The 25,579-nt window shown below is 59.7% G+C and carries 30 protein-coding genes and 1 pseudogene; 15 read left to right on the top strand and 16 right to left on the bottom strand.

Annotated elements, in window-relative coordinates; all coding sequences use genetic code 11:
* Positions 1-30 precede the first annotated feature (30 nt).
* Together NKH28_RS26525 and NKH28_RS26520 are read right to left on the bottom strand one after the other, a co-directional pair.
* Positions 31-183: a hypothetical protein gene (locus tag NKH28_RS26525; RefSeq protein WP_352980798.1), complete on the bottom strand. Its 153-nt coding sequence runs from the start codon at positions 181-183 to the stop codon at positions 31-33.
* A gap of 2 nt (positions 184-185) precedes the next feature.
* Positions 186-305 (bottom strand): annotated as a pseudogene (locus NKH28_RS26520) (phosphatidate cytidylyltransferase); the annotation flags it as partial.
* 24 nt (positions 306-329) lie between these two features.
* On the opposite strand from NKH28_RS26520, the gene NKH28_RS26515 reads away from it, so the two are divergent.
* From NKH28_RS26515 to NKH28_RS26505, 3 genes are all read left to right on the top strand, one after another.
* On the top strand, positions 330-533 hold the full coding sequence (locus NKH28_RS26515) for a DUF6074 family protein (protein ID WP_502898610.1): 204 nt from the start codon (positions 330-332) through the stop codon (positions 531-533).
* 106 nt (positions 534-639) lie between these two features.
* Positions 640-1,245 (top strand): cupin domain-containing protein, encoded by a 606-nt coding sequence (locus tag NKH28_RS26510; RefSeq protein ID WP_352835337.1) that lies wholly within the window; start codon positions 640-642, stop codon positions 1,243-1,245.
* A complete protein-coding gene (locus NKH28_RS26505) occupies positions 1,235-1,723 on the top strand; it encodes a hypothetical protein (protein ID WP_352503494.1) in 489 nt (162 codons plus the stop codon). The genes NKH28_RS26510 and NKH28_RS26505 overlap by 11 nt, the downstream gene beginning before the upstream one ends.
* Positions 1,724-1,943: 220 nt before the next feature.
* On the opposite strand, the gene NKH28_RS26500 is transcribed toward NKH28_RS26505, so the two are convergent.
* Positions 1,944-5,369 (bottom strand): acyl-[ACP]--phospholipid O-acyltransferase, encoded by a 3,426-nt coding sequence (locus NKH28_RS26500; protein WP_352980797.1) that lies wholly within the window; start codon positions 5,367-5,369, stop codon positions 1,944-1,946.
* An 894-nt stretch (positions 5,370-6,263) separates the two neighbouring features.
* On the bottom strand, positions 6,264-6,608 hold the full coding sequence (locus NKH28_RS26495; RefSeq protein WP_352980796.1) for a hypothetical protein: 345 nt from the start codon (positions 6,606-6,608) through the stop codon (positions 6,264-6,266).
* Between the two features lie 208 nt (positions 6,609-6,816).
* Here NKH28_RS26495 and NKH28_RS26490 point away from each other — a divergent pair, with 208 nt between their 5' ends.
* The 4 genes from NKH28_RS26490 (at position 6,817) to NKH28_RS26475 (ending at position 9,095) form a co-directional block, all read left to right on the top strand.
* Complete coding sequence (locus NKH28_RS26490; RefSeq protein ID WP_352835348.1) at positions 6,817-6,993, top strand: hypothetical protein; 177 nt, start codon at positions 6,817-6,819, stop codon at positions 6,991-6,993.
* Positions 6,994-7,091: 98 nt separating this feature from the next.
* Positions 7,092-7,367: a hypothetical protein gene (locus NKH28_RS26485; protein ID WP_352835350.1), complete on the top strand. Its 276-nt coding sequence runs from the start codon at positions 7,092-7,094 to the stop codon at positions 7,365-7,367.
* 276 nt (positions 7,368-7,643) lie between these two features.
* A complete protein-coding gene (locus NKH28_RS26480; RefSeq protein ID WP_352612666.1) occupies positions 7,644-8,153 on the top strand; it encodes a ferritin-like domain-containing protein in 510 nt (169 codons plus the stop codon).
* 567 nt (positions 8,154-8,720) lie between these two features.
* Positions 8,721-9,095, top strand: a complete 375-nt coding sequence (locus tag NKH28_RS26475) for a hypothetical protein (RefSeq protein WP_352980795.1) — start codon at positions 8,721-8,723, stop codon at positions 9,093-9,095.
* 261 nt (positions 9,096-9,356) lie between these two features.
* On the opposite strand, the gene NKH28_RS26470 is transcribed toward NKH28_RS26475, so the two are convergent.
* Positions 9,357-9,755, bottom strand: coding sequence for a hypothetical protein (locus NKH28_RS26470; protein WP_352980794.1), 399 nt, complete (start codon positions 9,753-9,755; stop codon positions 9,357-9,359).
* Between the two features lie 255 nt (positions 9,756-10,010).
* On the opposite strand from NKH28_RS26470, the gene NKH28_RS26465 reads away from it, so the two are divergent.
* Complete coding sequence (locus NKH28_RS26465; RefSeq protein ID WP_352980793.1) at positions 10,011-11,597, top strand: serine hydrolase; 1,587 nt, start codon at positions 10,011-10,013, stop codon at positions 11,595-11,597.
* A gap of 446 nt (positions 11,598-12,043) precedes the next feature.
* On the opposite strand, the gene NKH28_RS26460 is transcribed toward NKH28_RS26465, so the two are convergent.
* The 7 genes from NKH28_RS26460 to NKH28_RS26430 form a co-directional block, all read right to left on the bottom strand.
* Complete coding sequence (locus NKH28_RS26460) at positions 12,044-12,382, bottom strand: RES family NAD+ phosphorylase (RefSeq protein ID WP_352927981.1); 339 nt, start codon at positions 12,380-12,382, stop codon at positions 12,044-12,046.
* Between the two features lie 110 nt (positions 12,383-12,492).
* The gene (locus NKH28_RS26455; protein ID WP_352980792.1) at positions 12,493-13,176 is read right to left on the bottom strand and encodes an XRE family transcriptional regulator; all 684 of its coding nucleotides are present in this window, start codon (positions 13,174-13,176) and stop codon (positions 12,493-12,495) included.
* A gap of 93 nt (positions 13,177-13,269) precedes the next feature.
* A complete protein-coding gene (locus tag NKH28_RS26450) occupies positions 13,270-13,389 on the bottom strand; it encodes a helix-turn-helix domain-containing protein (RefSeq protein ID WP_352980791.1) in 120 nt (39 codons plus the stop codon).
* Positions 13,386-13,616: a DUF1612 domain-containing protein gene (locus tag NKH28_RS26445; protein ID WP_352980815.1), complete on the bottom strand. Its 231-nt coding sequence runs from the start codon at positions 13,614-13,616 to the stop codon at positions 13,386-13,388. The genes NKH28_RS26450 and NKH28_RS26445 overlap by 4 nt, the downstream gene beginning before the upstream one ends.
* A gap of 842 nt (positions 13,617-14,458) precedes the next feature.
* Positions 14,459-14,686 (bottom strand): hypothetical protein, encoded by a 228-nt coding sequence (locus NKH28_RS26440; protein ID WP_352980790.1) that lies wholly within the window; start codon positions 14,684-14,686, stop codon positions 14,459-14,461.
* Positions 14,687-14,865: 179 nt separating this feature from the next.
* Entirely contained in the window at positions 14,866-15,498 is a 633-nt protein-coding gene (locus tag NKH28_RS26435; RefSeq protein WP_352772138.1) for an acyl-homoserine-lactone synthase, read from the bottom strand.
* 73 nt (positions 15,499-15,571) lie between these two features.
* Complete coding sequence (locus NKH28_RS26430) at positions 15,572-16,321, bottom strand: autoinducer binding domain-containing protein (RefSeq protein ID WP_352685964.1); 750 nt, start codon at positions 16,319-16,321, stop codon at positions 15,572-15,574.
* Positions 16,322-16,451: 130 nt separating this feature from the next.
* Between NKH28_RS26430 and NKH28_RS26425 the strand changes: the two genes are divergently transcribed.
* Complete coding sequence (locus NKH28_RS26425; RefSeq protein WP_023679380.1) at positions 16,452-16,667, top strand: helix-turn-helix domain-containing protein; 216 nt, start codon at positions 16,452-16,454, stop codon at positions 16,665-16,667.
* 28 nt (positions 16,668-16,695) lie between these two features.
* Here NKH28_RS26425 and NKH28_RS26420 read toward each other — a convergent pair whose 3' ends face one another.
* Entirely contained in the window at positions 16,696-16,998 is a 303-nt protein-coding gene (locus NKH28_RS26420) for a helix-turn-helix domain-containing protein (protein WP_352980789.1), read from the bottom strand.
* 104 nt (positions 16,999-17,102) lie between these two features.
* Between NKH28_RS26420 and NKH28_RS26415 the strand changes: the two genes are divergently transcribed.
* From NKH28_RS26415 to NKH28_RS26390, 6 genes are all read left to right on the top strand, one after another.
* Positions 17,103-17,894 carry an IclR family transcriptional regulator gene (locus NKH28_RS26415; protein ID WP_352472978.1) on the top strand — a complete coding sequence of 264 codons (792 nt, stop codon included), beginning with the start codon at positions 17,103-17,105 and terminating at the stop codon, positions 17,892-17,894.
* Positions 17,884-19,077, top strand: a complete 1,194-nt coding sequence (locus NKH28_RS26410; RefSeq protein ID WP_352980788.1) for a M24 family metallopeptidase — start codon at positions 17,884-17,886, stop codon at positions 19,075-19,077. The genes NKH28_RS26415 and NKH28_RS26410 overlap by 11 nt, the downstream gene beginning before the upstream one ends.
* Positions 19,074-20,366, top strand: coding sequence for a threonine synthase (locus NKH28_RS26405; protein ID WP_352980787.1), 1,293 nt, complete (start codon positions 19,074-19,076; stop codon positions 20,364-20,366). The genes NKH28_RS26410 and NKH28_RS26405 overlap by 4 nt, the downstream gene beginning before the upstream one ends.
* A gap of 168 nt (positions 20,367-20,534) precedes the next feature.
* Entirely contained in the window at positions 20,535-21,281 is a 747-nt protein-coding gene (locus NKH28_RS26400; RefSeq protein WP_352472981.1) for a substrate-binding periplasmic protein, read from the top strand.
* 107 nt (positions 21,282-21,388) lie between these two features.
* On the top strand, positions 21,389-22,045 hold the full coding sequence (locus tag NKH28_RS26395; protein WP_352542328.1) for an amino acid ABC transporter permease: 657 nt from the start codon (positions 21,389-21,391) through the stop codon (positions 22,043-22,045).
* On the top strand, positions 22,042-22,773 hold the full coding sequence (locus NKH28_RS26390) for an amino acid ABC transporter ATP-binding protein (protein WP_352819435.1): 732 nt from the start codon (positions 22,042-22,044) through the stop codon (positions 22,771-22,773). The genes NKH28_RS26395 and NKH28_RS26390 overlap by 4 nt, the downstream gene beginning before the upstream one ends.
* A gap of 40 nt (positions 22,774-22,813) precedes the next feature.
* Here NKH28_RS26390 and NKH28_RS26385 read toward each other — a convergent pair whose 3' ends face one another.
* The 3 genes from NKH28_RS26385 to NKH28_RS26375 all read right to left on the bottom strand — a co-directional run bounded on the left by NKH28_RS26385 (position 22,814) and on the right by NKH28_RS26375 (position 25,444).
* Positions 22,814-23,869 (bottom strand): PLP-dependent cysteine synthase family protein, encoded by a 1,056-nt coding sequence (locus NKH28_RS26385; protein WP_352980786.1) that lies wholly within the window; start codon positions 23,867-23,869, stop codon positions 22,814-22,816.
* The gene (locus NKH28_RS26380; protein WP_502906667.1) at positions 23,866-24,765 is read right to left on the bottom strand and encodes a GHMP family kinase ATP-binding protein; all 900 of its coding nucleotides are present in this window, start codon (positions 24,763-24,765) and stop codon (positions 23,866-23,868) included. Before NKH28_RS26380 ends, NKH28_RS26385 begins: the two co-directional genes overlap by 4 nt.
* A gap of 439 nt (positions 24,766-25,204) precedes the next feature.
* On the bottom strand, positions 25,205-25,444 hold the full coding sequence (locus NKH28_RS26375; RefSeq protein WP_352980784.1) for a hypothetical protein: 240 nt from the start codon (positions 25,442-25,444) through the stop codon (positions 25,205-25,207).
* Positions 25,445-25,579 lie beyond the last annotated feature (135 nt).

Genomic DNA, 25,579 nt, shown 5'->3' with positions numbered 1-25,579 from the left:
ACCCGTTCAAGTGGCTGGCGCCACTGAAAGCTAGATGACGCGCGCGCCGGCGAATTCAAGGCATGCAACGCGGCTCAGATGGCGATAGAGCTGCCCCGCGCTTCTGAGCCAGACCAGCATCTCGCCGGGGTCGCGATTGTCCCAGGTAAAGTACGGCACGGCGGTGAGTTTCGCTTCCGCCACCGCGCCAGGAGATGCCGGCCGAACAGCTTGCCGAAGATAAATTGCAGCACGTCGCTGCCTTGCACGGTGATGATCAGGAAAGCGATCAGCAACAGGTTGCGGCCTTCGAAGCTTGGGCGATCCGGTGAGGTGATCGATCATTCAACATAAGCGCGTTTCCGCTGAATCGGCGGCGGAAATTGGTCGAAGGTATCGCCCGGGTCCTGGAATCCAAAAACCTGGAGGACGCGAATGCCTTCTGGCGCAGCACCGCCAAGACAATTCTCGTTCAACTCCGGCAGGCACAAGCTGAGCGGCCGACATGCGGGCGCTTCTCTGAGTTTCAGTTCTCCTCACGGGCCGCAGCTTAATAGCGGCCATTCGGCAAAAGGAACAAAGTGCGGTGTCGCTGGTTGAGATTTGTTGAGACCAGAGCGGAGGCTTTCGCCGCTGTCTCATCCAGCGCAAGGATTCGCCGTGGGCATTCTCGAGAGCCTGAAGAAAGCTACCGAGCAGGCGACGGGTATCGCGCGACCGAGAAAGCAAGATCTCGCCGAATTTGTGAAGATGAAGAAGCCACTCGAATTTCGGTTCAAGGATGACGGCCTCGTGCCGAACCACCCCTTCTGGCCGTTTGTCGTCTATCGCGGCGCCGTAAGGTCGGTGGAACAATTTGATTCCGCAGCCGTGCCGGAAGAGCTTTTCGAGGCCAATGGCTGGTGTAGCGGCTGGCGGGACGGCATCTACCACTACGTCCATTACCATTCCCGCAAAAATGAAGTGCTTGGGGTTGCGGGCGGCACCGGCAAGGTTCGGTTCGGGGGCAACAGGGGCCGTACATTGTCCTGGAAGGCCGGCGACATGGCAGTTCTTCCGGCCGGCACCGGTCACCAATGTCTCTCCGAGTCTGCTGGTTTCCTGGTGGTCGGCGCTTATCCCGCATCCGAGGCTTATGACGAATGCACGACAGCCCAGGAACATGAGCGGGCATTACGAACGATTCCCAAGTTGGCCGTCAACGCAAGGATCCGGTCTATGGGAGCAAAATGCCGCTGGTGTCAGTGTGGAAAAAATGAAGCTTGAAGATGAAGTCCGCCACGTTTCCGAAGACTTGGACGATGATGTACTGAGTGACGCTGTGCGGGCGCTGCATCGTCGGGTGAAGATCGTTCATGATTTCGATATCCCCTACATTGCTGGATACAGCAAAGATGGCAGGACGATTTATATCGATCGCCATATGCCTCGCACTATGGATTGGAAATCGGCCAAGGTCCGGCTTGCCCCATTTCTGCTAACGCACGAAATCGTTGAAAAGGCGCTCCTAGACGAACTCGGGCTTCATTATCTGCACGCGCATCAAATCGCTCTTCGAGCCGAACGCGATGCAGTGAAGGCGGCGGGTGTTGGCTGGTCAGCTTACCAGGCCTTCAACAAAAAGAACGAAAAACCGATCTCCGAAGAGAAGCTCAAGAAGATCCCCAAGGATCTTGACCTGACGCCCTACCGCGACATGAGTGACTTTTCAACGCTAGAGCGTCTGCTGAAGGCGCAACGATAGTCGGACAAGCCAATGGTCCTCGCTTGCCAGTTCTGTGACCGCCGCCTCGACAGTTCAACATCGACGAGCTCGCGGCACATGTGCAAATGAGCGCATCGACCCTGCACCATCGTTTTCGCCAGCTGCAGCTCGTTCGCGTGGCGCTGCGTGCACCGAACTTTCGCGGTGGTCCCGTGTTCTCAACCGAGATACACAAAAGTTACCCGTAAAAGCGAGTCGTTCAAGCCGCTTGGGTTTTCATGTCTTCGCCGCTCACCATTTTGATCACAGCGGAGAAATCGAGCTTGCCTGAGCCGAGGACAGGCACTTTCGCAACGACGCGCACTTCGGCCGGCACCATCAGGTCCATGGCGCCGTTGGCCCTGGCGAAGGCCAGGAATTCGGCACGCGTGGCGTTGACAGCCTCGGTAATGAGGACCAGCTTTTCGCCCTTGCGCGCATCTGGCACGGCGGCGACTGCCGAGAGCGAGCCTTTCCACAATTCGCCCGCCAGTGCCTCGACGGCGGCCAGCGAAACCATCTCGCCACCGATCTTGGCAAAGCGCTTCGCGCGGCCTCGAATGGTGATGAAGCCGACGTCGTCGACGGCGACCACGTCACCGGTGTCATGCCAGCCGTCTTCGAGCGGCTCGAGCACGCCCGGCTTCTCGGTGCGCAGATAGCCCGCCATGACATTGGGCCCGCGCACGAAAAGCCGTCCGCCATCCTCGACGCCAGGCACCGGGTCCAGGCGGTACTCCATACCCGGCATGATTTTGCCGACACTGCCGGAGCGGTTGTACATCGGCGTGTTGATGGAGATCACGGGCGCGGTTTCGGTCACGCCATAGCCTTCGAGGATGCGCAGGCCGAACTTTTCCATATAGGTCGCGCGCGTAGAAGCCTTGACCGGTTCCGCGCCGGCAAAGCAATAGCGCACTGAGCGGAAGTCGTAAGGGTGTGCCGTACGCGCATAGCCGCTGAGGAACGTATCGGTGCCGAAGATGATCGTCGCGTTCGATGCGTAGACCAACTCCGGCACCATGCGATAGTGCAGCGGGGAGGGATAGAAATAGACCGGCACGCCCGATATCAGCGGCAGCACCGTACCTGCTGTCATGCCGAACGAGTGGAAGATCGGCAGCACGTTGAAGACCTTGTCGCCCGAATGGAAGTCGATACGCGAGGCGGCCTGGGCGGCATTAGCCAGGATGTTGCGATGGGTGAGCACCACGCCCTTAGGCGTGCCTTCAGAACCTGAGGTGAACAGGATCACCGCCGGTTGGCCGGGCTTGCGGGCGACCCGGGGTGTATTTTTGCGCAATAGGCCGAGCAGCTTGTCCTTGAGGCCAATGGTGGCCCTCAGATCATCAAGCCACACAATATCGACCGAGCGGCCGAGTTCCTCGACCACGGCGCCAAGTTTCGCTTGTTCGACAAAGGCGCGTGAAGTCAGCACGGTGCGCACCTCGGCGGCCTTGCAAGCGGAGAGGATGTTGGCCGCACCGGCAGTGAAGTTCATCATCGCCGGAACCTTGCCGGCGGACATGACGCCGAGCAGCGTCGCACAGGCGCCGTTGGCATTGGGCAGCATGATGCCGAGCGTCTGCTGGCCGGCATAGAGGTTCTTGAATTTCTCGCCAAGCACGGCGGCGGCTGTCAGCAGCTTGCCGTAGCTCAGCGAACCGGTGACGGGGTCCTGCACGGCCAGTTGCTTCATGCCGCGTTCGCTCGCCGTCTGGATGATCTTCTCCAGCACAGTCTTGTCGATGTCCTGGGTGCGGAAGACGAGATCCGACATGACCTGGTAGAGGGCAGCACCCGCCGCTGCGCGGCGCTTCCGGCCCTTGAGGTCCGGCGGTACTTCAAGTTTGGCCGGTTCTAGTATCGTCACCCTGACCTTTGGGAACAGCTGGCGGCGCACATGCAGCGAACTCAGCCGCGAAAAATAGCTCTTCTCCAGGCCGTCGATGCGCACTGGCACGATCATCGAGCCGGTCTTGTCGGCCACCATGGCGCCACCGTCATAGACCTTCATTAGGCCGCCGGTCACGGTGATCCGGCCTTCGGGGAAGATGACAAGCGGATCGCCGCCTTGCACGGCCTTGATAAGCGTGCGGGTCGACATCGGCTTGGCCGGATTGAGCGGCAGGGCGCGCGCAAGTTTCATGAACGGCTTCATCCACCAGGCTTGGGCGATGGTGTAGTCGATGGCAAACACCGGCTCCTCATCCGTCAGCGTCAAAGCCAATGGGCCGTCGAGGAAACTGACATGGTTGAGCGCCAGGATGGGTGCCGGGCCGGCCGCCTTAAGGTTTTCCAGCCCCTCCACCTCCAGACGATGGAAGGCTCGGAACAGAATGGAAACGAAGTCGCGGAAGGCGTTGGTTGGCAGATATCTCAGCATCAGCCAGGCGGCGACCACGTTGAGTGCGGCGAGGCCGAACAGGATACCTCCAGTGGAGACGCCCACTGCTTGAATCGCGGCGACAAGTATGCCGCCCACCGTCATGAAGCCTGCATTGACGATGCTCACCGCGGCGACGACGCGAGCGCGGCTGGCTTCGGGCGCCCAGGCTTGTACGGCGGCGAAGGTTGGTACGACAAGAAAGGCGCTGGCAATAGCCATGCCGGCAAGGTCGATCGCAACATGGACCGTGTTTGGCCCGGCGAAGAATATTGCGAGCGTTTCGGCCCCGATCGAAGGCTGCATGCTCCAGATGATCCAGGCCAGGTCCAAGCCGAACAGTGCCATCAACGCAGTGCCAACCGGGGCTGGCAAGAGCACGATGCGGCCCTGCGACATCCATGCGGCTATGGCAGAGCCAATGGCGATCGACACGGCGAACACCGCGAGATAGGCGGTGACAGCGATTTCTCCGCCACCGAGCGAATCCTTGACCAGTGTAGGCAGGATCGAAAGGACAATGGCCCCGATCAGCCAGAACCACGACGTCATCAGTCCGGCGCGCCAGATCCGCTTGTCGGCACGCAAACCGTTCACCTGTCGCCAGGTCGAGCGAAAGATGTTTTTGTCGATGACTAGGTCGGGAGCCGCAGAACCGGTGGACGGGATGTAGCGGCTGACAAACCAACAGGCCACGGCAAGGACCATCATGATCGGCCCGAATACCGAGACCCCAATGCCATCGGCCGAGACGACGCCTCCGGCGATAGTGCCGCCGAGGATGGCGGCGAAGGTTGCCGATTCGATCCAGGCATTGGCGCGGGGCAATTCCTTGCGCTCGAGATGATCCGGCAGGATGCCGTACTTGATCGGTCCGAACAGTGCCGAGATGATGCCGAACATGAGCAACGCGATCATCAGCACCGGGATCGACGACAGGGTGATTCCAACGACAGCGACAGCCGCAGCGGCGATCTCGGTGAATTTCAGCCGACGGGCGATGAGCGCCTTGTCGAACCGGTCGGCGATCTCGCCACCAACGGCGGACAGGAGCAGGAAAGGAGCCATGAAGACGGCACCCGCCAGCGTCACCAGTGATGCAGCCTTGTCCGCCGCCAGGGTGAACAGAATAAGGAACACCAGCGTGTTCTTGAGGAAATTGTCGTTGAAGGCGGAAAGGAACTGCGTCCAGAAGAGAGGCGCAAAGCGCCGTGACCTCATCAGATGGCTAGTTGTATGGCCGTTCGTGGCGATTTCCATTGGGGCGGCTTCCATTGGGCAAGACCGTTGAAGATCGTGGCCGTATCGATCAGCGGTCTTGCGCGGTTTGAGCTTCTTGTAGTGGGAACCCGGTTACACTTCGTTACTGCGGCTCAAATCGATCAGCGGCTTTTGGGTTTGGGGTCTTCTAGCCGCTTCATGCGGCTCGCCTCTTCTGCGTCTCGCAGGGTCTTGGTGATGGTGATCGAGGTATGCACGAGCCTGATCGCCGCCATCGGGCAGAACCCCTTGGCGGCAAAGCTTGCTCCATGAAATTGATGGCGCCGTCATTATCGAAGCGGCGATGGCGAAATTGGCATGGTGAATGTTTGCAGGCGCTTGAACCCTTGGGAGCATAGCTGTTGAAGGTCATCGATATTATCTTTTGGTTTCAGGGTGAGGTTGCGCCGGCGTTTGTCTGTCTCCAGGCCGGATACAATCAAGCGGTCTTGCGACGGTCCGGACGAACGCAGCGTCAGCGCTGCTCCGCAGCAGCGGGCTGCAGACGGCGGTTGCCAGCCAGTTTGAGGCGCAGTTGCCGCAACCACTCGCCATCCTCTCCGAGCGGATCGCAGGACAGCTACGCGATTCTGAGCATTGCCAAATCGGCCTAATTTTCCACTGCCGAATGGACGATGAGACGCGTAAGCGAGTTTCCGGACCGGAAGCTATGCGTTGGGTTGCCCAAACGATGCAGAGGCGCTGCTGTGTTGGCGCGACTCGCTCGACCGCAGGTGCGGACGGCATAAGAATTTTGGAGAGGCCCGTGGTGACTGGGGATTGCGCCGGTATTGACGACGCGCGAAGACTGGGTCGATATCTGGGCGAAGGCAGCCCCTGCGACGCAGCTTCATACCGGAGAATGGAGGCCGCGCTGGGAGGTTGTTGCTTCGGCTACCAACTCAAAGTGATTGTCTGGGAGAGTTCGGCGATGTCGCCATAGATCATCGAACCTGTGACGAGAAAACATTTATCACCGAGGACTTCGAAGAGTGAGCTTGCCGCTGTACAAACCGGCAAGTTCTTCGAATTGGCATACGTGCCGAGGGTCGCGGTTTCGACCTTACGGTGGGTCGCCGTTTCGACCTTACGGTCCTTGGCTTCGGCACAGCCGACACTGATCGAGAGGATTGCGATAGCAATGAGAGTCGTCTTGCTCATATTTTGCCCCTGGAGCCAGCTCTTGTCGGGTAAGGCGCGCGATGCATCAAAGTAGCACCGGCCCACGATCGGCTTCATCCATCGATTGGAGGAAGCGGGCTCATCCATAATTAGCAATATCTTGAGTAAGGCGCCGAGCGCACCAGACTCATGGAACGGCGCGCGGAATTTCCATTCGTGACGAGGTGGCGATCCCGGCCGCGTTCGCAAACGGGTCACCCAGCACTGCGTAAACGTCTCGATTCCGAGCTATAGCTTTCCGCATTCGATCATCGATCATACCAAGGTGAAGAAGGGGCAGCAGATCGAGCTTACCGGAGAGATCACGCGCGTAGACGAGGAAGGCGGCAGGGTGACTATCGATCTGGGACCGCTGGTGACGATCGACATCGACAAGGTCAGGCTGGTCGAGAAGTACAGGACGCCAAAGCGCAAGAAGCCGCTGCGCGACATGGTGGATTAGCTCGCGGACCGCCGCTTATCCACGCGACATCGGTACCACTCAAACGAATGGCAATTTTCTGTCTGAATGCGTTTAGGGTCCATGCTCGGAGACCACGCATGGCTATCGCGCGGGAGACAGGTGACTCCCCGTTTCAAGGCTTCGAGATGATACGAGCACCGAAAAGTCAGTTCCTTAGACCAAAAGATCGGGCGATCTGCCAGCGGGTGGTCGACCAGGTAACCGCCGATGCCAAATGGTACAGCACCCCGATGGACGGTCAGATTCTGGCCTCGACCACGCTGAATCTCTTTCAATCAGGGGTCGTAAACGAAACGAATTTGCTGGCACATGTTCGCGCGCGCCGCCACGACTTCACTAAACTGACAGGCTAGATCCTTCGCCCTCCCAGTGCCAGTTGGACTTTGTAATGGAACGCGCAGCAGCGAGCACGTGTGGTTGATCGGCGCGTCTCGCGTCCATGGCCCGTTTTCCTGGCGCCGATCTTCCGCGATCTTGGCCCTCACCCGCATTGCTGAGGATTTCGTGAGGTGAATTGAGATCCGCCGACGGCGCCGATCCTCTGGAAGGATCAAGCCTGTTCCGCGGCTTTGCTCCGGAACAATGTCTTCTTCTGAAAGTTTTTCCTTAAATAGCAAAGGAGATTCGAAATGTCAGAAAGCCGGGAATGGTTTGTCCAATGGCTTAGAGACGCTCATGCCATGGAAGAGCAGGCAGAAACGATGTTGAACGGGCAGTTGAGCCGTATCGAGAATTATCCCGAACTGAGCGACCGGATCCGACAGCACCTCGACGAGACCAAGCAGCAGGCTGCCCGGCTGAAGACTTGTCTAGATCAGATGGACGAGGGTTCATCCATGATGAAGGATGCTGGCGGTAAGCTGACGGCGATGGCGCAATCGCTGAGCGGCGTCTTCGCTGGAGACGAGGTGATGAAAGGATCGCTCGCGAGCTACACGTTCGAGCACATGGAAATCGCCTCCTACACGATCCTGATTGCCGCCGCTCGATCGCTCGGCGAAACCGAGGTTCTTCGGGCTTGCGAAGAGAACCTGCAAGAGGAAGTCGCGATGGCGGATTGGCTGAAATCCCGTCTTCCCTCCACGACCGAGCAGTTCCTTGTGCGGGCCGAAGCCGACAGTGACAGCGCCAAGCGGTGAGCGGGTGGGACGCAGTCATCGTGAACTGGGTGATGGGGGATTCGTCCGCCAGCGCGTCCCCTTCGTGAAGGCTGGACGACGAACACGCCTGGCTGGCAGGCGGTTGTCGAGTTGCGCATTTCCAGAAATTGCTACGACGAGTGATGCTAACATTGCGGCGTCGTGACTTTTGAGTTGAAGCGTTCGTCTGCGCAAGCCTGGTCGAATACGCATTGGCAATAGCCAAGATCGGAAGGGCTAGTGCAGCGCTCGGCGAGATCAAGCTTGAGGGGGCGTGTTAAAACGTTCGAAACGAGGTCGCGATAGTGGAATGCCCGAGAACACTCCTCCCTGATCACTGAGCAGTGCGTGCGCAGGCACCGGCAGCGCCAAGCCGGATGGAAGAAAGTTCGTCCCGACAGCGGCAGGGCGCACCAGCGACGGGGAGAGGTTTCTGTCAGCGTTCCAGTCAGCCCAGCCCAACGAGGGAACTTACATGGCGCGACGCGGCGTATCTGATGCCTCCGACGGGGCGTTCGGCGACAATTCATGCATTCATGATGCTCAAATCTCGCGTGGAAGCTTGCCATGGTCATGCGTCGAGAAGCGGGCTCTGCCCTGCCTGACAGCTACGACACCGAGCGTCGGCCCCTTATTCACGGCACCCTCGCACAAGCACTCGCGCGGCTTCAGAAATGGTTCAAAAATCCGGCAAAAAGCCTGCCTCCGCAGGTCGATCTGGTCGAGGGATTGCGAGGCCGTCAGGTAGCGCTGGCCCAACACAACGCCTTCCGCAGTCATCGTGAACACCGCAGCCGGGGCGTTGGCGCTGGCCTCGCTTGTTGCGCAGGTTTCGCCATCGACCCGCACCTCGGACACCCGTCCGTGCACCCGAAACTCAAATGTCTCCCCCAGCCGTGCCCGTTCGGGCCGGAACCGTGGAAATGCGTTACGCCGACGTGACCTTGCCTTTCACGAGGCGGTCACCGCGCGGCGTCTTTTGGCGAAAGGCGTCGCGAAGTTGATACTCGCAAAATCGTCTAAATCGCGCTCGCGAACTGGTCGATGCAGCGACTAGAAGACGGCAGCTGCCGCCGTAGAAATGCGAGCAGTTTCAAATCGAAGGGTGGCCGATGGCGCTTGCTCCGCGGTGTCGACTCCATCAGGCTTTCAAGCTAGCGATCCTGGCGGTGTCTGCCTTCGAAACATCCGGCAATCTGGCGTTCACTTGACACCAAGGGCGTCCTTGAGTTCTGCCAATTTTTTCAAGCAGCCTTGCTCGTCGCCAGCTTGGGACATCTTGTGAGCTTCCGCCATTAGCTGGCTAGGATGTTCGGCATTCTGGGCGCTACGGTTGCCAATCACTTGCTCCTGATGAGGTGTGGTTGGCTTCACATTTCCCGCCGTTGATCCGGTGATTTCAGGATTACCCCCCTGCTGCTTGCCGGCCATGACCTCCTCTTGGTGCTTCGTCGCCGGGATGCCTGATTTATTTGGGCTCGCGCCCGTTTCGGCGGTGATGACGTTCGGCTCAAGCACTTTCAACTCTTGGCCGCAGTCGGCAAAGCCCGGCGACGCGAAAGCAAGGACGAGCGCCGACGCGCTTGCTATTCGTATAAACATGTGAACCTCCGATAGGCTTTTCCGTATGTCGAGGAAACGGCCACATATCCAAAGAGTTCCTGGCGGGGCCGGTCCATAACAAGGTAATGAGGATATATTCCATCGACCCTGATAGTGATCCCACAGGTGCTTTCGCATGTCGCCCTGAAGCCGCCCAGCACGGAGGTTAAACATACCGTTGGAAAATACCGCAACCATCTTTCATCTTGCCGCGTATGGTCCGATCATCTGCCGGTGCAAGTTTGAGGACATGCAATGAAGAAGGTCGCTGCTCTCCTGGTACTTTCCCTCGTTACCATGCTGCCCGCTGTGGCAGCCGCGCAGTCCTACGTGCCGGAGCTTGGGCCATCGCCGCCGCAGGATGCTATGCAGCTGTATCCCGGCGGTGTCGAGAAGGCGCTGGCCGCGCTGCCGGACATCGTCAAGAAAGTCAAGGAAGCATCCGACGTTCCCGGCTTCGCCGTGGCGGTGGTGCATGGCGGCAAAATGATCTTTGACGAGGGCTATGGCCTTCGCGACAACCGGGACGACACTTCTAAGGTCAGCAGCACCACCATTTTCCAGGTCGCCTCGGTGTCGAAGTCGATCTCGGCCACGGTGGCCGCGATCGCCATGACGAAGGACCACAGCTTCGACTGGGATACCCCGGTCGGCAAGGTCTGGGACGGCTTTCGCCTCAATCTCGACTATGTCTCGGGCAACGCCACCATCGGCGATTTCTTCGCCCATCGCTCGGGCCTGCCGATGGCGGCGGGCGACGAACTCGAGGATCTCGGCTTCCAGCGCAAGCAGATCGTCGGGAGCCTGTGGATGGTGCCCCTCGATCCCTTCCGCATCTCCTATCACTACGCCAATTTCGGCACGACGATCGGCGCCGAGGCAGTGGCCCACGCCGAGAAACAGCCTTGGGAGCTGCTGGCCAAGAGCCTGTTGTTCGATCCGCTCGGTATGCGCTCGAGCAGCTATCGGCACGAGGACTTCATTGCCGCCGGCAAGAACCGCGCCGTGCTGCATGCGCGCGTGGCGGAGAATGTGTTCGAGCCGCTCTATGACCGCGACCCCGACCAGCAGGCGCCGGCCGGCGGCGTCTCCTCCAGCGCCCAGGATCTTGCCAAGTGGATGATCCTGCTGCTTGGCGACGGCACCTATAGCGGCCAGCCCATGATCGATCCCAAGATCCTGCAGCCCGCCATCACATCGCAGAGCGTGACCTACCGCGGCGAGACGCCCGATACGCGGGCCAGCTCCTATGGCTATGGCTTCAATGTGGGGGTGAACGCCAATGGCCGCACCACCATGGGCCATTCCGGCGCCTTCCTGCTCGGCGCCGGCACCACCTTCCAGATCTTGCCCTCGGCCGATGTCGGCATCGTCGTGCTCACCAACGGCTCCCCCGTCGGCGCCGCCGAGGCGGTCGCCGCCAGCTTCATGGACATCGTGCAATATGGCCAGGTCACCCGCGACTGGTATCCCTACATCAAGCCGCGGTTCATGGCCTACTACAAGCCGGTGGGCGACCTCGCCGGCAAGGTCAAGCCGACGAACCCCGCCAAGGCGCGCAGTCCATCCTTCTACGAGGGCCAATATACGAGCAACTATTTCGACACCGCCACCGTGCGGGCCGATGGCGACAAGCTGATGCTCGAACTCGGCCCCAAGCCCATGCAGTTCACGCTCGAGCACTGGGACGGCGACACCTACGCCCTCACGCCCCGCGGAGAGAACGCGCCGACCGGCTCGCTGTCATCGGTGAAGTTCGTTGGTTCCCCCGGCGGCATTCGCGCGCGGGTGATGACGGTGGACTATCTCAATGAGAACGGGTTGGGGCATTTTCAGAGGTAGGGGTGGGGCGTCGGGTGCTCCATGCACCCTATGCCGTCGAAATGGCGAACCGGCCGTCTGCAAGGTGATGCCTGAGATGCGGATTTGTGTGACGGTTCGCTTCCGGGCGTGGAAATCAGCAAGCCGGCATTTGCTCGCGAGCTTCCGACGAGCTACGTCGGCTTTGGCCAGCCGCTGATCCGAAGCAGACCGACGGCTCCCGGTCGGTCGTTCCGTTGCTCCGGCTTAGTGGACGCTTCTGGCGCTACAGCCATCTTCGCCAAGCGATACGGATACGTGCTGCATCTTCACACCAACCCCACCCTGAATCCTCCAGAACCTGAGCCAGTCCTGGCGCGCCGAGAAGGGTCATAACACGCTTCGCCTGAAGTTTCGGTACCGCGCGATCGTAAATGGCAAGATTGGTCGCCTCGTTGAGGCGCGAGGGATAAATGATCCCGTCGGGCTCAGATGGGTGCTCGTGAAACGCCAGTGACCACCGGCGTGCCAGGTTCTGGCGCTGTGCCCGAACGACATCGGTCGGCACACCCATCCGAATGGGCATTGTCGCCTGTGAGGTGGACCAGGCGTAGGTCCGCTGTGGTCGTGATCTGCGCATAGCGCCGTCGGGTCAGTTCCACCTCCTCTATTGGAAGATCGGCAAGGATTGCTTCGCGGCGGTCGCGGAGCACGGTCTCGAGGAAGCACACCTTCAGAGAGTCACCGAGGTACAGAACGCCAAACCGGTTGGCATCAAGACGGCGTCGAGGATCGCTGAACCGGCTCGGCGACTTCCCGTACCCCAATGGATCAGGATAGGTGCTCCAGTAGATCCGGCCGAATGGCCGTCCGGCGATACGGTCTCGATTTCGAGCTTTGCGCGCCCGAAATCGGCTGGAGGTGGAACGCCGGGCACTCAGTCGAAATCGCCGCTGGCCATGCCTTCCGCTGCGGCCAACACCGAGGCATCGTCGCCTTGTTGAAGGGCTCGAAGGCCCGTCCGGCCATCGAGGACGCCATGGCGCGAAACCAGAAATCGATAGACGGCCCAGGCACTGTTGCCCAACATGGCATGCAGCGCCGGCAATGCGCCGAAGGGACGACCGTCCTTGTCGAGTTGCCAGACAGGAAAGCGGAAACCGCGTTTGGCGCCATCGATGCCGAGCACCTGCCCGCTCTGCCGCCTGGCGTTGACGGTCACCCGCGACGTGCCGAGCAGCTTGGCGAAGTCTTCAGCGCTCAGCATCTCCTCGCCGGCGACAATTTCGGCGACACGCTTGTGGCCACGCGCGCGCGCTTCGGCGAGAGCCGCCTCGAGTTCGGCATCGGGCATGCCTGTATCCTCGACGGGAAACACATCCGAAGCGATCGGTTGCTCTTCGACCGGCGTGATCGTCTGCGCATCGGCCGCCGGATCGACCTCTACCCGGAATGATACGCGGTGGCCGATCTTGCGGCTGCGTGCGATCGCTTCCTGATGGCGTTCGAGCAATACCTTCTTGAAGTCTGCCTGTGCCGGCAGCTTTGTGGTGAAGCTCAGGGCGGCGACTCCCGCATGCGATGCGGTCCCGCTATGATTGATGCGTTTTGGAGCGGCCATGATGAGAACCTCCTGCTGTCACCAATATGGTTACAGAACGAAAGTTCGTAAAGTTAGATAATTCCGTAAAGTTCGTGTGGTCGTTTCAGCCAGCTACATCACACGACGCCCCATGCCCGAAACCTTCCCCCTCCCTATGATCTCGCGCTGCCCAAGCTCGCCGACCAGATTGAGCGCCCCTGTTTTTGTTACCTTTAGCCGCTCCTGGATCATGCCTCCCGAGACAAGTGGCCGCGACAGCACGAGTTCGACCACGTCGGACAGTTTGGAGCTGGCGCGGCGATCGCGGAGTTTCGCTCCATCTGGCTTTTCGCCATCACCAGCCGGTCGTGCTCCTTCAGCCCCACGAGTGCGGCGTCATGGATCGCATCGAGGGAGGCCAGCAACCGGTCACTGCGATTGTGTGCTCGCCGACGCTCGCGCGGAATGTTTTTTGGCACCGAGATGCCGGCAGGCGAGATGGTTGGCGGCAAGACCTTCCTGCCGCAGCAGCGCACCCCGGGCGGCCAGCGCCAAAAAAACCGTCGCGGCTGAGCGCCCAGTCCGGTCGGTGACGTGGTTGCGATCCCGGCCGCGTTACGGAGGGGGGTCACCGACGACCGTATCAGCGATACACGCACTTCCTTAGCAGGCGGCCCAGCAGCTTGGGTTAGGGGGCCGCTGAGCCTGACCAGCGAGCCTTCGGGAATGCCCGACTGGCTGGTTAGTACATTAGATAAATATAATGTATTCGAACAATGTGAACGAAGTACTCGGCGGTAAGAAATTGACTGGCACGATTCACTTACCGCGCGCTTTTGCCTTGGGTTCTGGCGAGCTTTCGGACGGGTTTGCAGCCAATTTTGCAGATCGCCGATCTGTTACCCACAGGGACTTTTTCCTCGCCACCAAATCGTCACGATCGCCCTCAGGGGTCGCTCGGCTATGCATGGCAGCTATGGCGAAGTCGGCTCTGTTGGTTCGATAGTCTTCTTTTTGGACAGTCATCGTTTTCTCCCAGTTTCATAGCCCCTCTTTTGCCCTTGCGGGGAGATTAACTGCCTGTGCATTACGCGAGTCAATCGATGGAACGACCACTCCGCAGTCGCGAGGGCGGGAAGCAAGCCGACAATTTTAACGTTGGAGCGGCCTACAGAGTGCCGGCAACACAGCCGCCCTTTCGTCGGGCTGCGTTGATCGCGTCCATGTTGCCCTTCAGCTCGCCGATCTTGGCTTCACCTGCCTTGATGTCTGTGTTGTCCATCATGGCGATCGAGCACTGCCGCACCGCGACCCTTGGCGGTCACGTGGAGGCCTGCGAGGATGCGGCCAGTGGGTCCCAAGCCAGTCCGCACGATAACAGCGACGCATCGGGAAATTTGGCCAGGCCCTCAAGAATTGTGTCCGTCGCCTTCACCAGGCTCTCGGGCGTGAACTGCCCAAAAAAAGAAATTGGATCGAAGAAGAAGTCGTACTCTCCAAGATCCGGTGTGTCCTTTTCCCAGACCTTCGTCTTCGATTTCGATGCCAAGGCTGGTACCGCTTGCCCCGCCTGAGCGCGCGCCCGTCTTTGGACACCTCCGCCTTTGAATGGCTGTTATGGCGCGAGGCAGACAGCCGATTTGCACGCGATAGTACATCGCCGTCCTCTGCGAGTGCCAGGCAGCATGTTCGTTCGAGGTGTGACGCCCAAAAGCGGACGGCCCGCGGTCAGGCCAGCCGCTTGAATGGCGTTTCGGCCCAAAGCACAGGCTCCGTTATGCGGTAGAATTGTCGCGTCGCGATCAAGGCTGACGGGCTGACATCAACCATCAGACCGATGATCGTCATATCGCCATGTGCGAGCGCAGGCCCAAGCTGCTTCGGATTCCAGCCAATCGATGCGAGGCGGTCGAACCAGTACTCCTCGCACACGATTGTCAGATTGCTGATATGTCGCTGGATACAGAATTCCAAAATTCCGCAGTAGATCACGCCGGCTGCCTGGCAAGGCCGGCCGGGCTCACGAAGATCCCGCGCCACGAAGAACCTGGTCCATTCAAAGATATTGGGTCGGCGCGGAACGCCGCCCTCGGCGAGTTGCGGAAAGGTTTCGCTCATCAGATGGGGCCGAAGGCTCGGCACGAAACGGGATCCGGCAACGACGCCTCTTCCTGGCTGGATGCCGAGCAGATGAATCGCTTCTGGAGTATCGAACGCGTCGATCTCGCGACCGTCGGGACGGCTCAGGTCCTGCCATCCACGTTCATCGACATAGATTTCATGCCGCAGGCGGAAGTAGCTGTCGAGATCCCCTCGATAGGCAAAGCTGTTTGACGCGTCGACGACATGGACCTGAATCATTGCGGTTCCTCGAGATGGAACCCCATCCGACCACGCGACGATTGCCCGGGAAATACCCAGATCTGGGGATGGATCAAAGTTCGATTTCGTGCCTGCGAAACGCCTCGACGATCGCGTGCACGACGTTGGCGGTGCTGAGCTTCTGCTTGATGTTGCGCAGGTGGGTCGTCACAGTGTTTTCCGAGATGCCAAGTATGCGGGAAACCTCCCATGCGGTCTTTCCTCCCGCGACCCACTGCAGGATTTCACGCTCTCGTTGGGAAAGCTTTTGTCTCGGCCGCCTGCGCGAGTTATCAACGAGGCGTTCGGCAGCCGAATAGGCATGGCGCGCAAGGGCATGAATGGTGCAGCGCACCGTCGGCGCCAAATCAATTTCATTTCCGGCAACCGTTACACAGGCCGGATCGCCAAACGCGGGCTGGATCGGGATACAGATCCCGTCGCAAAGCCCAAACTCTTTCGCTTCATCCATCACCCTCCTGGCATTTCGGTCCGTCAAGCCATGATGGACGTCCCGCCAGAGGAAGGGCCCGATCGCGCCACGGCACACAGCAACACAAGGGTCATGGCGATAGTGTCCGGCAGCCATATAGCGATCGTACCATTCCTGCGGCCAACCGTTGACAAGGATGTGTCCATCCAGTGATCCGGTGTCCTGGCGTGGCAATTCGGTGACGAGACAGGCTGCGTAGCCGTGACATTCGATGCTCTTGCGCAGTTGCCGAATGATCTCGGGGGCGCTGGTTGCACGGTCAATCTGTGCGGTTGCTTCAAAGATTTGTATTAGCTGGTCCTGTAAGACGCCCCCGTGAACCGCCGCCATTGTAGGCCCTTTCAATGTACTGAGACAAAGAAAACAAAATAAATAACTTAGGTCCGACCGCAACGTCCGTCATGACTTTTGACTACTATAGTAGGTGGCACTAAAGGGCGCGTTCTGACTGCCTCGCCGCATGAGGCTGAGGTCTGTTTTTGCTCGCAATCTGAGGTTGCTTCGCCAGGGCACCGGCCTGTCGCAGGAGCAGCTCGCGGACCTTGCCGGCCTCGACCGCAACTATGTCGGCAAGCTCGAGCGGGAGGAAAACTCACCGACCGTCGACACGCTGGAGGTACTGGCGTTGGCATTGCAAGTTGACGTGGAGCAGCTCATCCGTCGAAACTCGCCGTGATGCGCTGGTCAGCAAGCCGCCGAGAGCATCAGGATTTTCCCTTGCGCCGCTCACGCGGCCCCACAGCACAATCACCAGCTGGGGCTCGGGCGTTTTTGCCGGGCCGTTTCGTCAGCTCCTCGATGTCGACGCTCAATGCGGTGGCAAGCTTTGCGAGCGACAGGAGTGTGGGATTGCGACGGCCGGCCTCGAGACCACTCAGATAGGCGCGCGTGAATCCTGAACGGAACGACAGTTCCTCTTGAGAGAGGGCCTGTGCGCGCCGAATCCTCTGTACGTTGAGGCCGACAACCAACCGTAGGTCCATGACGGCATGGTCGTCGCTGGGCACACTTTAGGACGACACACTATAATGAACATTCGTCATTGACAGGCGCGGCCATTGCTGCTTTTCTCATCATATTAAGGAACGCCATTCCGAAATAAGGAACGCCAGTGACAGGAAATCTTTCGTTGGAACGTGGGCTTGCGGTTCTCAATGTCCTCAAGGAAGCGGACGAAGCTGTCGGGGTGCGCGAACTCGCCCGCCGGCTTGAGCAGAGTGCTCCCGCCGTGCAGCGAATTCTGAATACCCTGGCAGAGCAGGGCTATGTCGAGCAGTCGCCAGACTCGCGACGCTACCGGCTGGGTCACTCCGTGCTGGCGCTGGCGCGGAAGGTCCTGGGCAGAGATCGCCTGGTTGGTTTGGCTGAAATCGAACTGCAGGCGCTGGCCGCCGAAGGGTGCTTCAACGCATTCCTCGGTATCAGGCGGGGCAACTGCGGAATTTATCTCCTGACCGTGCAGAGCAAGAGTCCGGTCGTCATTCGTTCTTCACCTGGCGAGACCTTCCCCTTGCATTCCACCGCGTTGGGCAAGGCGCTCCTGATGGAGCTGAGCGGCGAGGCGGTCATTGGGATTCTTGGCCGAGGTCCACTGGAGCAGGTTGCCGTACGCACAGTCACCGATCCGCACAAGCTCATTGCTCAAATCAGAGCGTCCGAGCCCATTGGTTACACAACATCCCTGGACGAGAACTTTACCGGGCTGATTGCGGTCGGCGCACCGCTTCGCGATGCATCAGGCACAATCATCGCGGCCATAAGTGCGGCCTACCCCCGGTCAGTGGGACCGCATGTGGAGATCGCTGAGATTGGAGAGGCAGTAATGGCGGCTGCGGCGCGCATTTCCACCGGCCTCGGCTTTCTGGAAGCAAAACAGGCTCGGGATTCCCATCATGCTGCTTAACGAAGCGCGCCTGAAACAATGCATGACGGCAGCCGGGCTTGACGCAATTATAGCGACTGCCCCGGAAAACGTGACCTATATGAGCGGCTTCTGGGCTCTGCCGCAATGGATCCGTCGCGGCCCGCAGGCTTATGTGGTGTGGCCGGCTCCTGACAAGGGCACGCCTGAAATCATCGCCAGCTCCAGCACGCTCGACCTCGTTGCCGATCAGGAACTGTGGGTAAGCAAGGTCCGGCGCTACGGCGACTTTTACGCCGATGTCGGTTCCTCGACGACCGTGGACCTCGCCAATGAACGGCACCTCCAGCTTCGAGACCTGCCGAGGCATGGCGATGCCATCGCGGCTTTGGTCGCCGCATTGGAAGAAGCTCAGCTCGGCCGTGGGCGGATCGGCATAGACGAGGCCGGGCTCGCACCAGGATACCAGGAAGCCCTCAGAGCCCATTTTCCCAATGCGTCGTTCCTACCAGCCACCGCATTGCTTCGCGAGGTTCGTGCCGTAAAAACGGCAGATGAAATCGAACGGCTCGGCCAAGTTGCCCAGATTGCCGAACGCTCCATTCAAGCAGCACTCGGCGTTGCTCAGGAAGGCGCCGCCGAAGCAGATCTGGCGCGCGCTTTTCATGTCAGGACGGTCGAGGAAGGCGCCCTGCCCGTACTGGGATGCATCGGCTTTGGCGAGCGCAGCGCGCTCATGAACGTCCAGCCGTCTGACCGCAGGTTGCGCGCTGGAGAAATCATCCGCTTCGACGTCGGTGGCCGGTTCCGGCACTACCGCGCCGACATTGCCCGCATCGCCACGCTGGGGGAGCCGCCGCCGCAGGCGCATCGACTTCAGCAAGCGCTGCTGCGCGGCGTTCAGCATGCCTGCGACATTATCCGTCCGGGCATGGCAGCAGCACAGCTCTTCGAGACGGTCGTGCGTGTGGTGAGGCGCGAAGGAATTGCCCGCTACGAGCGCGATCACGTCGGACATGGCATCGGCCTTGATGGTTATGATGCGCCGACGCTCTCGGCGCGCAGTACAGACATCCTTGAAGAAGGAATGGTGCTGTGCGTGGAGACCCCCTACTACGAAATCGGCCGCTGGGGACTCCAGGTGGAGGACATGGTGGTTGTTCGCGAGCGCGGAGTGGAGCGGCTGACGCAGACGCACGATGCAATCACGCGGGTGCCGTTATGAGCCGCGCGGCAGGGTTTTCCTGTATTCGATGCGGCGCCTTGTTCCGGATCGATACCAAAATCGACTCACGCGGCTGCCCGAAATGCTGTGCCGAAGCACCGGCCAATCTTAAGGTCGTCTACGATCCGTCCGGAGCTACATCGGCCGCTTCCGCAGTGGGTGCCGCCCTGCCCTCGCTCTGGCGCTATGCCGACATGCTTCCTTGTGGACTCAGCGATGCAATCTCCTTGGGCGAGGGCCTGACGCCGTTGCTGAGCGCCGAGAAGCTGGGAAAGCAGCTCGGCGTCCCCAAGCTGCTTATCAAGGACGAGGGCGCAAACCCTACCTGGTCCCACAAGGACCGCTTCTCGACGGTGGCGGTGTCGATGGCACGTTTGAGTGGCGCACGCGTGGTGGCGACTGCTTCGTCGGGGAACGCCGGGGCCTCACTTGCCGCCTATGCTGCACGGGCGGGCCTGAAATGCGTCGTTGTCACATTCTCAGGCACCGCCGGCGCAATGTTGGCGCAGATCCGCAAATACGGCGCAAGCGTCGTATCCCTGGCCGACAAGTCCCATCGCTGGCCATTGCTTGCCGCTGGTACCGAGCGCCTCGGATGGTTTGCAACATCACCGTTTCACAGCCCCGTGGTGGGCAGTCATCCTGTCGGGATCGAGGGCTACAAGACCCTGGCTTACGAAATCGTCGAACAAATGCACGGTGCAGTGCCGGACTGGTGCGCCTTGCCTGTTTGCTACGGGGACGCGCTTGCCGGGCTGTGGGCCGGATTCAAGGATCTTCTCAGCCAAGGCAAGATCGAGCGGTTGCCGAGACTCGTGGCGGCGGAAGTGCATGGATCTTTGGCCAGAGCCCTTGCCGGCGAGGGAGATCTGGTTGCCGAAGTCCCCGCAAGCTTCGACACGCTTGCCATCTCGATCGGCACCACACGAAGCACGTTTCAGGCGCTCAACGCCCTGCGTGAATCTGGCGGCACGGCAATGCCGGTCGGCAATATCGGCTTGATAGCGATGCAGCAGCAGCTTGCGGCCACCGAGGGTGTTTTTGCCGAGCTAGCCTCGGTGACGCCATTTGCAGCTATCGAATCCTTGAGGCGAGAAGGCACCATCGCGCGGTCGGACAGCGTCGTTGCCATCGTGACAGCGAGCGGCCTCAAGGATTTGGATCGTTCGACCGGTCCGAACAAAGCACAACCATCGTTTCAGTCAGTTGCCGAAGCGTGGGAATACGTTGCCGAGGGCCGTGACTATTTTACGCCCTCACTTGAACGGCGCGCGACCAAGATGTCCTGAAGAGAAGATAGAGGCGATCATGAACGGATGCGATTTTTTCTGATCGATTGATGATCTCGTCCACCATTGGACGGTATTGCGACTTTTCTAAAAGCTATCCAGGAGAGGCAAATTCAACTCGCTTAGCGAGCGGAATCTCGATTCAAACATGATGTAAGGGGAATGTTCATGCTTCGCAAAACGCTCATCGGCTGGCTCGCAGCCCTCAGTGTCGCAATGGCAACTCAGACGATGGCTGAGGAAACGCTCAGAGTCGGCGTCACGCCAACCGGAGTGCCGTTCACGTTTGTCGACACCGCAACCCAAAAGCCGACAGGCGCGATGGTCGATCTGGCAAGTGCGATTGCCGCGAGCCTTGGCACGACCGCCGATTTTCAAATAAACGCTTTTCCAGCCCTGATCCCGGCATTGACGACCGACAAAATCAATCTGATTTCCGCCAGCATGTTCATAACGGACAAACGAAAGCAGGTAATCGATTTCAGCACGCCGGTTTACGCCTATGGCGAGGCGATGTTTGTTGCTGCCGGCGATAGCAAAAACTACACGATCGAGGAACTCAGAGGTGCGACCGTCGGGGCGCAGATCGGCTCGACCTACGCTGATGCTCTGGAAGCGCTTGGCGTCTTCGGTCAAGTCAAGCTCTACGACTCAATCGCTGACATGATGCGCGATGTGGTTCTGGGCCGCATCAAGGCCGGTTTCGGTGACGCCCCGATCGTCGCATATCAGCTTTCAAAGAATCCCGGCCTGGGTGTTCGCCTCGTCGACGGCTATCAGCCGATGAAAAAAGGCGAGGTCGCGTTGGCAGTTGCCAAGGAAAATCCACTGCTTCTCGAAAAGGTGAATGCCTCCATCGCCAAGCTGAAGGAAAGCGGCGAATTAAGCCGAATATTTGCCAAATATGGCCTTTGAGGCCGACCCGCACTGACCTCGACAGAAGCGCCGGCTGGCAGGACCAAAGGATCGCATCGGAATGACCGGCTTTGACGGCCGGGGTACGTGCCAAGAGGAAGCCGGCCATGACCAAATTCATCGCGCATGCAACGGAATATCTGCCGCTTCTTCTTAACGGCGTTTGGCTGACCGTCATGATAACCCTTCTTGCGCTGTGTCTTGCGACGGCGCTCGGCCTTGTCTGGGCGCTGTTCAGGACATCGGGGATACGCTGTCTCGCCGTGCCGACGCGGCTCCTTGTCGACTTCGTGCGCGGCATACCATTGTTGGTGGTTCTCTTTTATATCTACTTCGTCGCGCCCGAGATCGGCATCAACCTGACTGCGCTCCAGGCTGGCACGATCGGGCTGGGGCTGGCGCACTCCTGCTATCTCGGGGAAACCTTCCGGGCTGGCATCGAGGCGGTCGATAAGGGTCAGGTCGAAGCGGCAAAATCGATCGGCATGAAGCGTCCGTTGATGATGCGCCGCGTCGTGCTGCCGCAGGCATTCAAGATCATCCTGCCGCCTTACGCCAACAATATGGTCATGCTGCTGAAGGACTCCTCGCTTGTCTCGGTGATTTCGGTTCAGGAGTTGACCATGCAGGGCAAGATGCTTGCGTCGTCCACATTCGACAACATGACAGTTTTTACCTTGGTGGCACTGCTTTACCTGTGCCTGACGGTTCCGCTGAACCTGTTTATGCGTAGAATCGAAAGCTATCTTGGGGCGGCGGGATGATCACCTTTGAAAACGTGCACAAGTCCTTCGGCTCCCACGAAGTCCTCAAGGGAATCAACGCCGAGATCGCCAAAGGACAGGTCGTATGTCTGATTGGGCCCTCGGGTTCCGGCAAATCGACGCTTCTGCGATGTGTGAACGGGCTTGAGACCTATCAGCGCGGTCGCATCAGTATCGACGGCACCGTGGTCGATGCCGCCTCGCCCCAGGTTCACGCCATCTGCACCCGCGTTTCCATGGTTTTCCAACGTTTCAACCTGTTTCCGCACCGCACAGCCCTGGAAAATGTCATGGAAGGGCCGCTCTACGTGCTGAAGGAAAATAGGAACCAGGTCCGGGAGCGGGCCACGGCATTGCTCAATCGCGTCGGGTTGGCCGACAAGACGAATGCCTATCCCGCGTCATTGTCGGGGGGTCAACAGCAGCGCGTGGCCATCGCCCGTGCCCTGGCGATGCGCCCACAGGCCATTCTTTTCGACGAGCCCACCTCCGCACTTGACCCGGAAACGGTCGGCGAGGTCCTGCAGGTCATGCGCGCGCTCGCATACGAGAACATGACCATGCTCGTGGTTACGCACGAAATTCAGTTCGCCCGCGAGGTTTCCGACAGCGTCCTCTTTCTCGACGGCGGCCGGATCGTTGAGCAAGGTCCGGCCAAGGAACTGCTTCGAAATCCGAGACACGAACGCACTAAGGACTTTCTTCATCGGGTTATGCACCCCGTCTGAGTGTTGGCCAGCGCTGCCTTGTCGCGTCAAGGCTCCGAATTCAGACCTGTCGCTCCGCAGGGGACGGGCCCTCAAACTCTGCGAGAACGCCGCTTAGAGTTCTACGGTCCCAAGGAAATCTGGTCCAGGCCGTCTCCTCGGCCGGATGAATTCGCTTGAGAACCGTTGGGTCAAGTGGAATTGAAATTGGCCAGTCCTTCAAGCCGGCGAGCCAATCCGGGTTATAGACTGTGTCGGAATGACGATGCCCTTCATCTGGCATTATCACGACGGTCGAGGCTTCGGGATTTTGCTTGGCGAACCATGCGCCGACCAGGGCTGCGGCGCCGCTGGTCGGCCCCATGAACAGCCCGTGATCGCGAAACAGCCCATGCGCCATGGCGTAAGCTGGTAATGCGCCCACCCAATGAATATCGTCGATCATCTCATGTCGAACATTGTCCGGCAAAACACTGTTGCCAAGCCCGCGCAGCAGGCGCCTTCCGACAGGCTGGCCGAAGAGCATGCTTCTGTGAGTATCGACAGCAATCATCCTGAGATCTGGAAAGAGCTCACGAAGGAAGCCTCCGGTTCCACACAGCGATCCACCTGTCCCCACGCAGCCGACGAGGCAGTCGACGCGGCCGATTGAACGAACAACGAGATCCGCCAGGCGCGCGTAGGCAAGGCGGTTGTCCGGACTGTCGTACTGTCGTGGCCAATACGTGTCCGGGTTATCTTGCAAGGTCTTCTGAAGGTACTCGAGCCGACCACGCTGATTGCCGTCTCCCTGAGGATCATCGATGGCCATCACTTTGGCACCGAGCTGTTCCAGCCGTCTCTTGAGTTTCAGGTCGATGAGGCTGGAGGCCGTGACGAGCGTAAGCCCATAGCCACGGGCGGCAGCCAGCATGGCGATGGCCAGGCCGAACGTGCCCGACGTCGTTTCGATGATGTGACCTTCCCGCCTGAGGCGCCCTGACGCTTCCGCCTGATCGACCATGAATCGGGCGGGCATCAGCTTCATAAGGGAAAAGCAGGCGGCGTTGAGGTTAGGTGCGAGTTGGGCAAAACGCGGCGTCTCGTAGGCGCGTAAATAGTCTTGCGCCGCGCTCACTGGATTAGCCTCGTTTCGCCATTAAGGGCAAACGTATGGACGCCTTGGAGACCTGTGCCGCTCACCTGCCTTGCGAGCTCAGCAGCGCGCATGGCCGCCCTGGGCGCAGTCGCATCCAGAAGGATGCCAATCAACGTGCCACTGTGGGCCACCTGCACACCGCACGCGTCATGCGCCCGCGCTATATCCAAAACGGTGTTGAAGGATGCCTTCGGCAGGTGCTTCTGACTGATACTGGCGCTGATGGTTGCGACACGTCCAAGCAAGCGGGGATCTTGTTGCCGGATTGAGCGATACGCCAATCCGCGCAGAACACGGAACAGCCCGATTTCCTCACTATCATAGCGTGCTCGTCGCATGCCTAGCGTGTCGATGGGCCGGGCATTGCCGTCCCTGAAACCCACCACGAGAAAGGGCGGGAACTCGCCTCCGAAATGTTCGATTGTACGGCCTTCCCGGTGAGCGAAGAGGAGAGCTTGATCGCAGTAAGCGATGGGGTCGCTTGCGGTTTCCGCGGCAACGGCCAGTCGCGCAACAGTTGACTGGCGCAGCGTGACGCGCGCCGAAGCCGCGACCGCGCGGATCGAGGCAATGACGTCTGCCGTGGAGGAACCGTAGCCGTGCCCTACCGGGATAGAGCTTTCGATCGTCAATTCTCCCCCTCTTCCAGCTACCCCGACATGCTCGAGCGTGAGGGCCGCCGCGCGCGCCGCTTTGATCCGGTTTGCGGGTCGCGGCCGAATGCCATCTTGTTCATCCGGCCAGAAGGTCGCTAGCGACCCTTGCGACGTCAGCGGGAGCGTGACGAGTCCGCGACAAAGCCGTCCGTTGTCCGCTTCAAAGACGCCTTGGAGGAATTCCCCGTGGTGGGCGTGTGCCCGACCGACTCCTACCACCAGAGGCCATGCGACAGTCTCGTTTTTGATGTTGCTCGAATGTGTCTGCTGGCCGGATCTCGGTGTGCTTGTCTGTGTCACCGCATCATCTCCTCAGCATGGCATTGGGCGATGATGCGTGCGACTGACCCGTGCTGTCACTCGCCAAATCTTGGTAGTGCCATTGGCAAGCACATCATGCAAAGATACGGACAAGATTGCCCCACCAATTGGAGCCTCCAATACTGGAGTAGACACAGCCGCACTCGTTTCGGGAACGGTTGGCCTTGCGGCCAACCATTCCGAAACGAGTGCGGCCATGCACGGTGTTTTCAGTATTGCTCTTGTAAGGAGGGTTGGATTGCTCAGCCTGAGTCAATACTGAGATCTGGCGATAGCCCACAGCGGCCTCACCCAGGCGTCGGCGCTTTTAGCTCCTTGCCTCTGCGCGTCTTGCCCGCTAGGCTGCGGGTGTCCTTGCAAAACTGGAACTATACTCCATAATTGCAAGGATGATTGAACGTCGCATCAGCACTGAACTGACCGAGATGCTGGACAGCATGCCCGCTGTGGTGACCTTGCCCAGATCTGCCAGAATAGCGTCCATCGGCGTGCTGGCGAGCTCGGGCCAAAGCGGCACGAGTTGATTGCATTCACATAAGCGGCGTGATGACGGTCGTGATGGATCATCGATCGCCATTGCAGACCATACCCTACTCCAGACCCTACTCCAGTGACGTTGCCCCCAGTTTCTATCCAGTTTTGAGTTCGTTTCCGGCGTGGGTTGTGCCCTGCTGGGCGGGTGAAGCGACGGGCGCTGGCGCGGAGCCTTTGG

It is taken from the genome of Mesorhizobium sp. M1227 (assembly GCF_040318315.1).
In the GTDB taxonomy this organism is placed as follows: Bacteria; Pseudomonadota; Alphaproteobacteria; order Rhizobiales; family Rhizobiaceae; genus Mesorhizobium.
The sequence above is the reverse complement of the archived record's forward strand: the minus strand, read 5'-3'. Positions and strand labels throughout refer to the sequence as shown.

What these genes read in the sequence shown, in the direction of transcription:
- NKH28_RS26505 (WP_352503494.1), top strand. Translation starts at nt 1,235, where the DNA reads ATGAAGCTTGAAGATGAAGTCCGCCACGTTTCCGAAGACTTGGACGAT.
- NKH28_RS26500 (WP_352980797.1), bottom strand. Translation starts at nt 5,369, where the DNA reads ATGGAAATCGCCACGAACGGCCATACAACTAGCCATCTGATGAGGTCA.
- NKH28_RS26495 (WP_352980796.1), bottom strand. Translation starts at nt 6,608, where the DNA reads ATGAAGCCGATCGTGGGCCGGTGCTACTTTGATGCATCGCGCGCCTTA.
- NKH28_RS26485 (WP_352835350.1), top strand. Translation starts at nt 7,092, where the DNA reads ATGGCTATCGCGCGGGAGACAGGTGACTCCCCGTTTCAAGGCTTCGAG.
- NKH28_RS26480 (WP_352612666.1), top strand. Translation starts at nt 7,644, where the DNA reads ATGTCAGAAAGCCGGGAATGGTTTGTCCAATGGCTTAGAGACGCTCAT.
- NKH28_RS26475 (WP_352980795.1), top strand. Translation starts at nt 8,721, where the DNA reads ATGGTCATGCGTCGAGAAGCGGGCTCTGCCCTGCCTGACAGCTACGAC.
- NKH28_RS26470 (WP_352980794.1), bottom strand. Translation starts at nt 9,755, where the DNA reads ATGTTTATACGAATAGCAAGCGCGTCGGCGCTCGTCCTTGCTTTCGCG.
- NKH28_RS26465 (WP_352980793.1), top strand. Translation starts at nt 10,011, where the DNA reads ATGAAGAAGGTCGCTGCTCTCCTGGTACTTTCCCTCGTTACCATGCTG.
- NKH28_RS26455 (WP_352980792.1), bottom strand. Translation starts at nt 13,176, where the DNA reads ATGGCCGCTCCAAAACGCATCAATCATAGCGGGACCGCATCGCATGCG.
- NKH28_RS26450 (WP_352980791.1), bottom strand. Translation starts at nt 13,389, where the DNA reads ATGATCCAGGAGCGGCTAAAGGTAACAAAAACAGGGGCGCTCAATCTG.
- NKH28_RS26435 (WP_352772138.1), bottom strand. Translation starts at nt 15,498, where the DNA reads ATGATTCAGGTCCATGTCGTCGACGCGTCAAACAGCTTTGCCTATCGA.
- NKH28_RS26430 (WP_352685964.1), bottom strand. Translation starts at nt 16,321, where the DNA reads ATGGCGGCGGTTCACGGGGGCGTCTTACAGGACCAGCTAATACAAATC.
- NKH28_RS26425 (WP_023679380.1), top strand. Translation starts at nt 16,452, where the DNA reads ATGAGGCTGAGGTCTGTTTTTGCTCGCAATCTGAGGTTGCTTCGCCAG.
- NKH28_RS26410 (WP_352980788.1), top strand. Translation starts at nt 17,884, where the DNA reads ATGCTGCTTAACGAAGCGCGCCTGAAACAATGCATGACGGCAGCCGGG.
- NKH28_RS26405 (WP_352980787.1), top strand. Translation starts at nt 19,074, where the DNA reads ATGAGCCGCGCGGCAGGGTTTTCCTGTATTCGATGCGGCGCCTTGTTC.
- NKH28_RS26400 (WP_352472981.1), top strand. Translation starts at nt 20,535, where the DNA reads ATGCTTCGCAAAACGCTCATCGGCTGGCTCGCAGCCCTCAGTGTCGCA.
- NKH28_RS26395 (WP_352542328.1), top strand. Translation starts at nt 21,389, where the DNA reads ATGACCAAATTCATCGCGCATGCAACGGAATATCTGCCGCTTCTTCTT.
- NKH28_RS26390 (WP_352819435.1), top strand. Translation starts at nt 22,042, where the DNA reads ATGATCACCTTTGAAAACGTGCACAAGTCCTTCGGCTCCCACGAAGTC.
- NKH28_RS26375 (WP_352980784.1), bottom strand. Translation starts at nt 25,444, where the DNA reads ATGGCGATCGATGATCCATCACGACCGTCATCACGCCGCTTATGTGAA.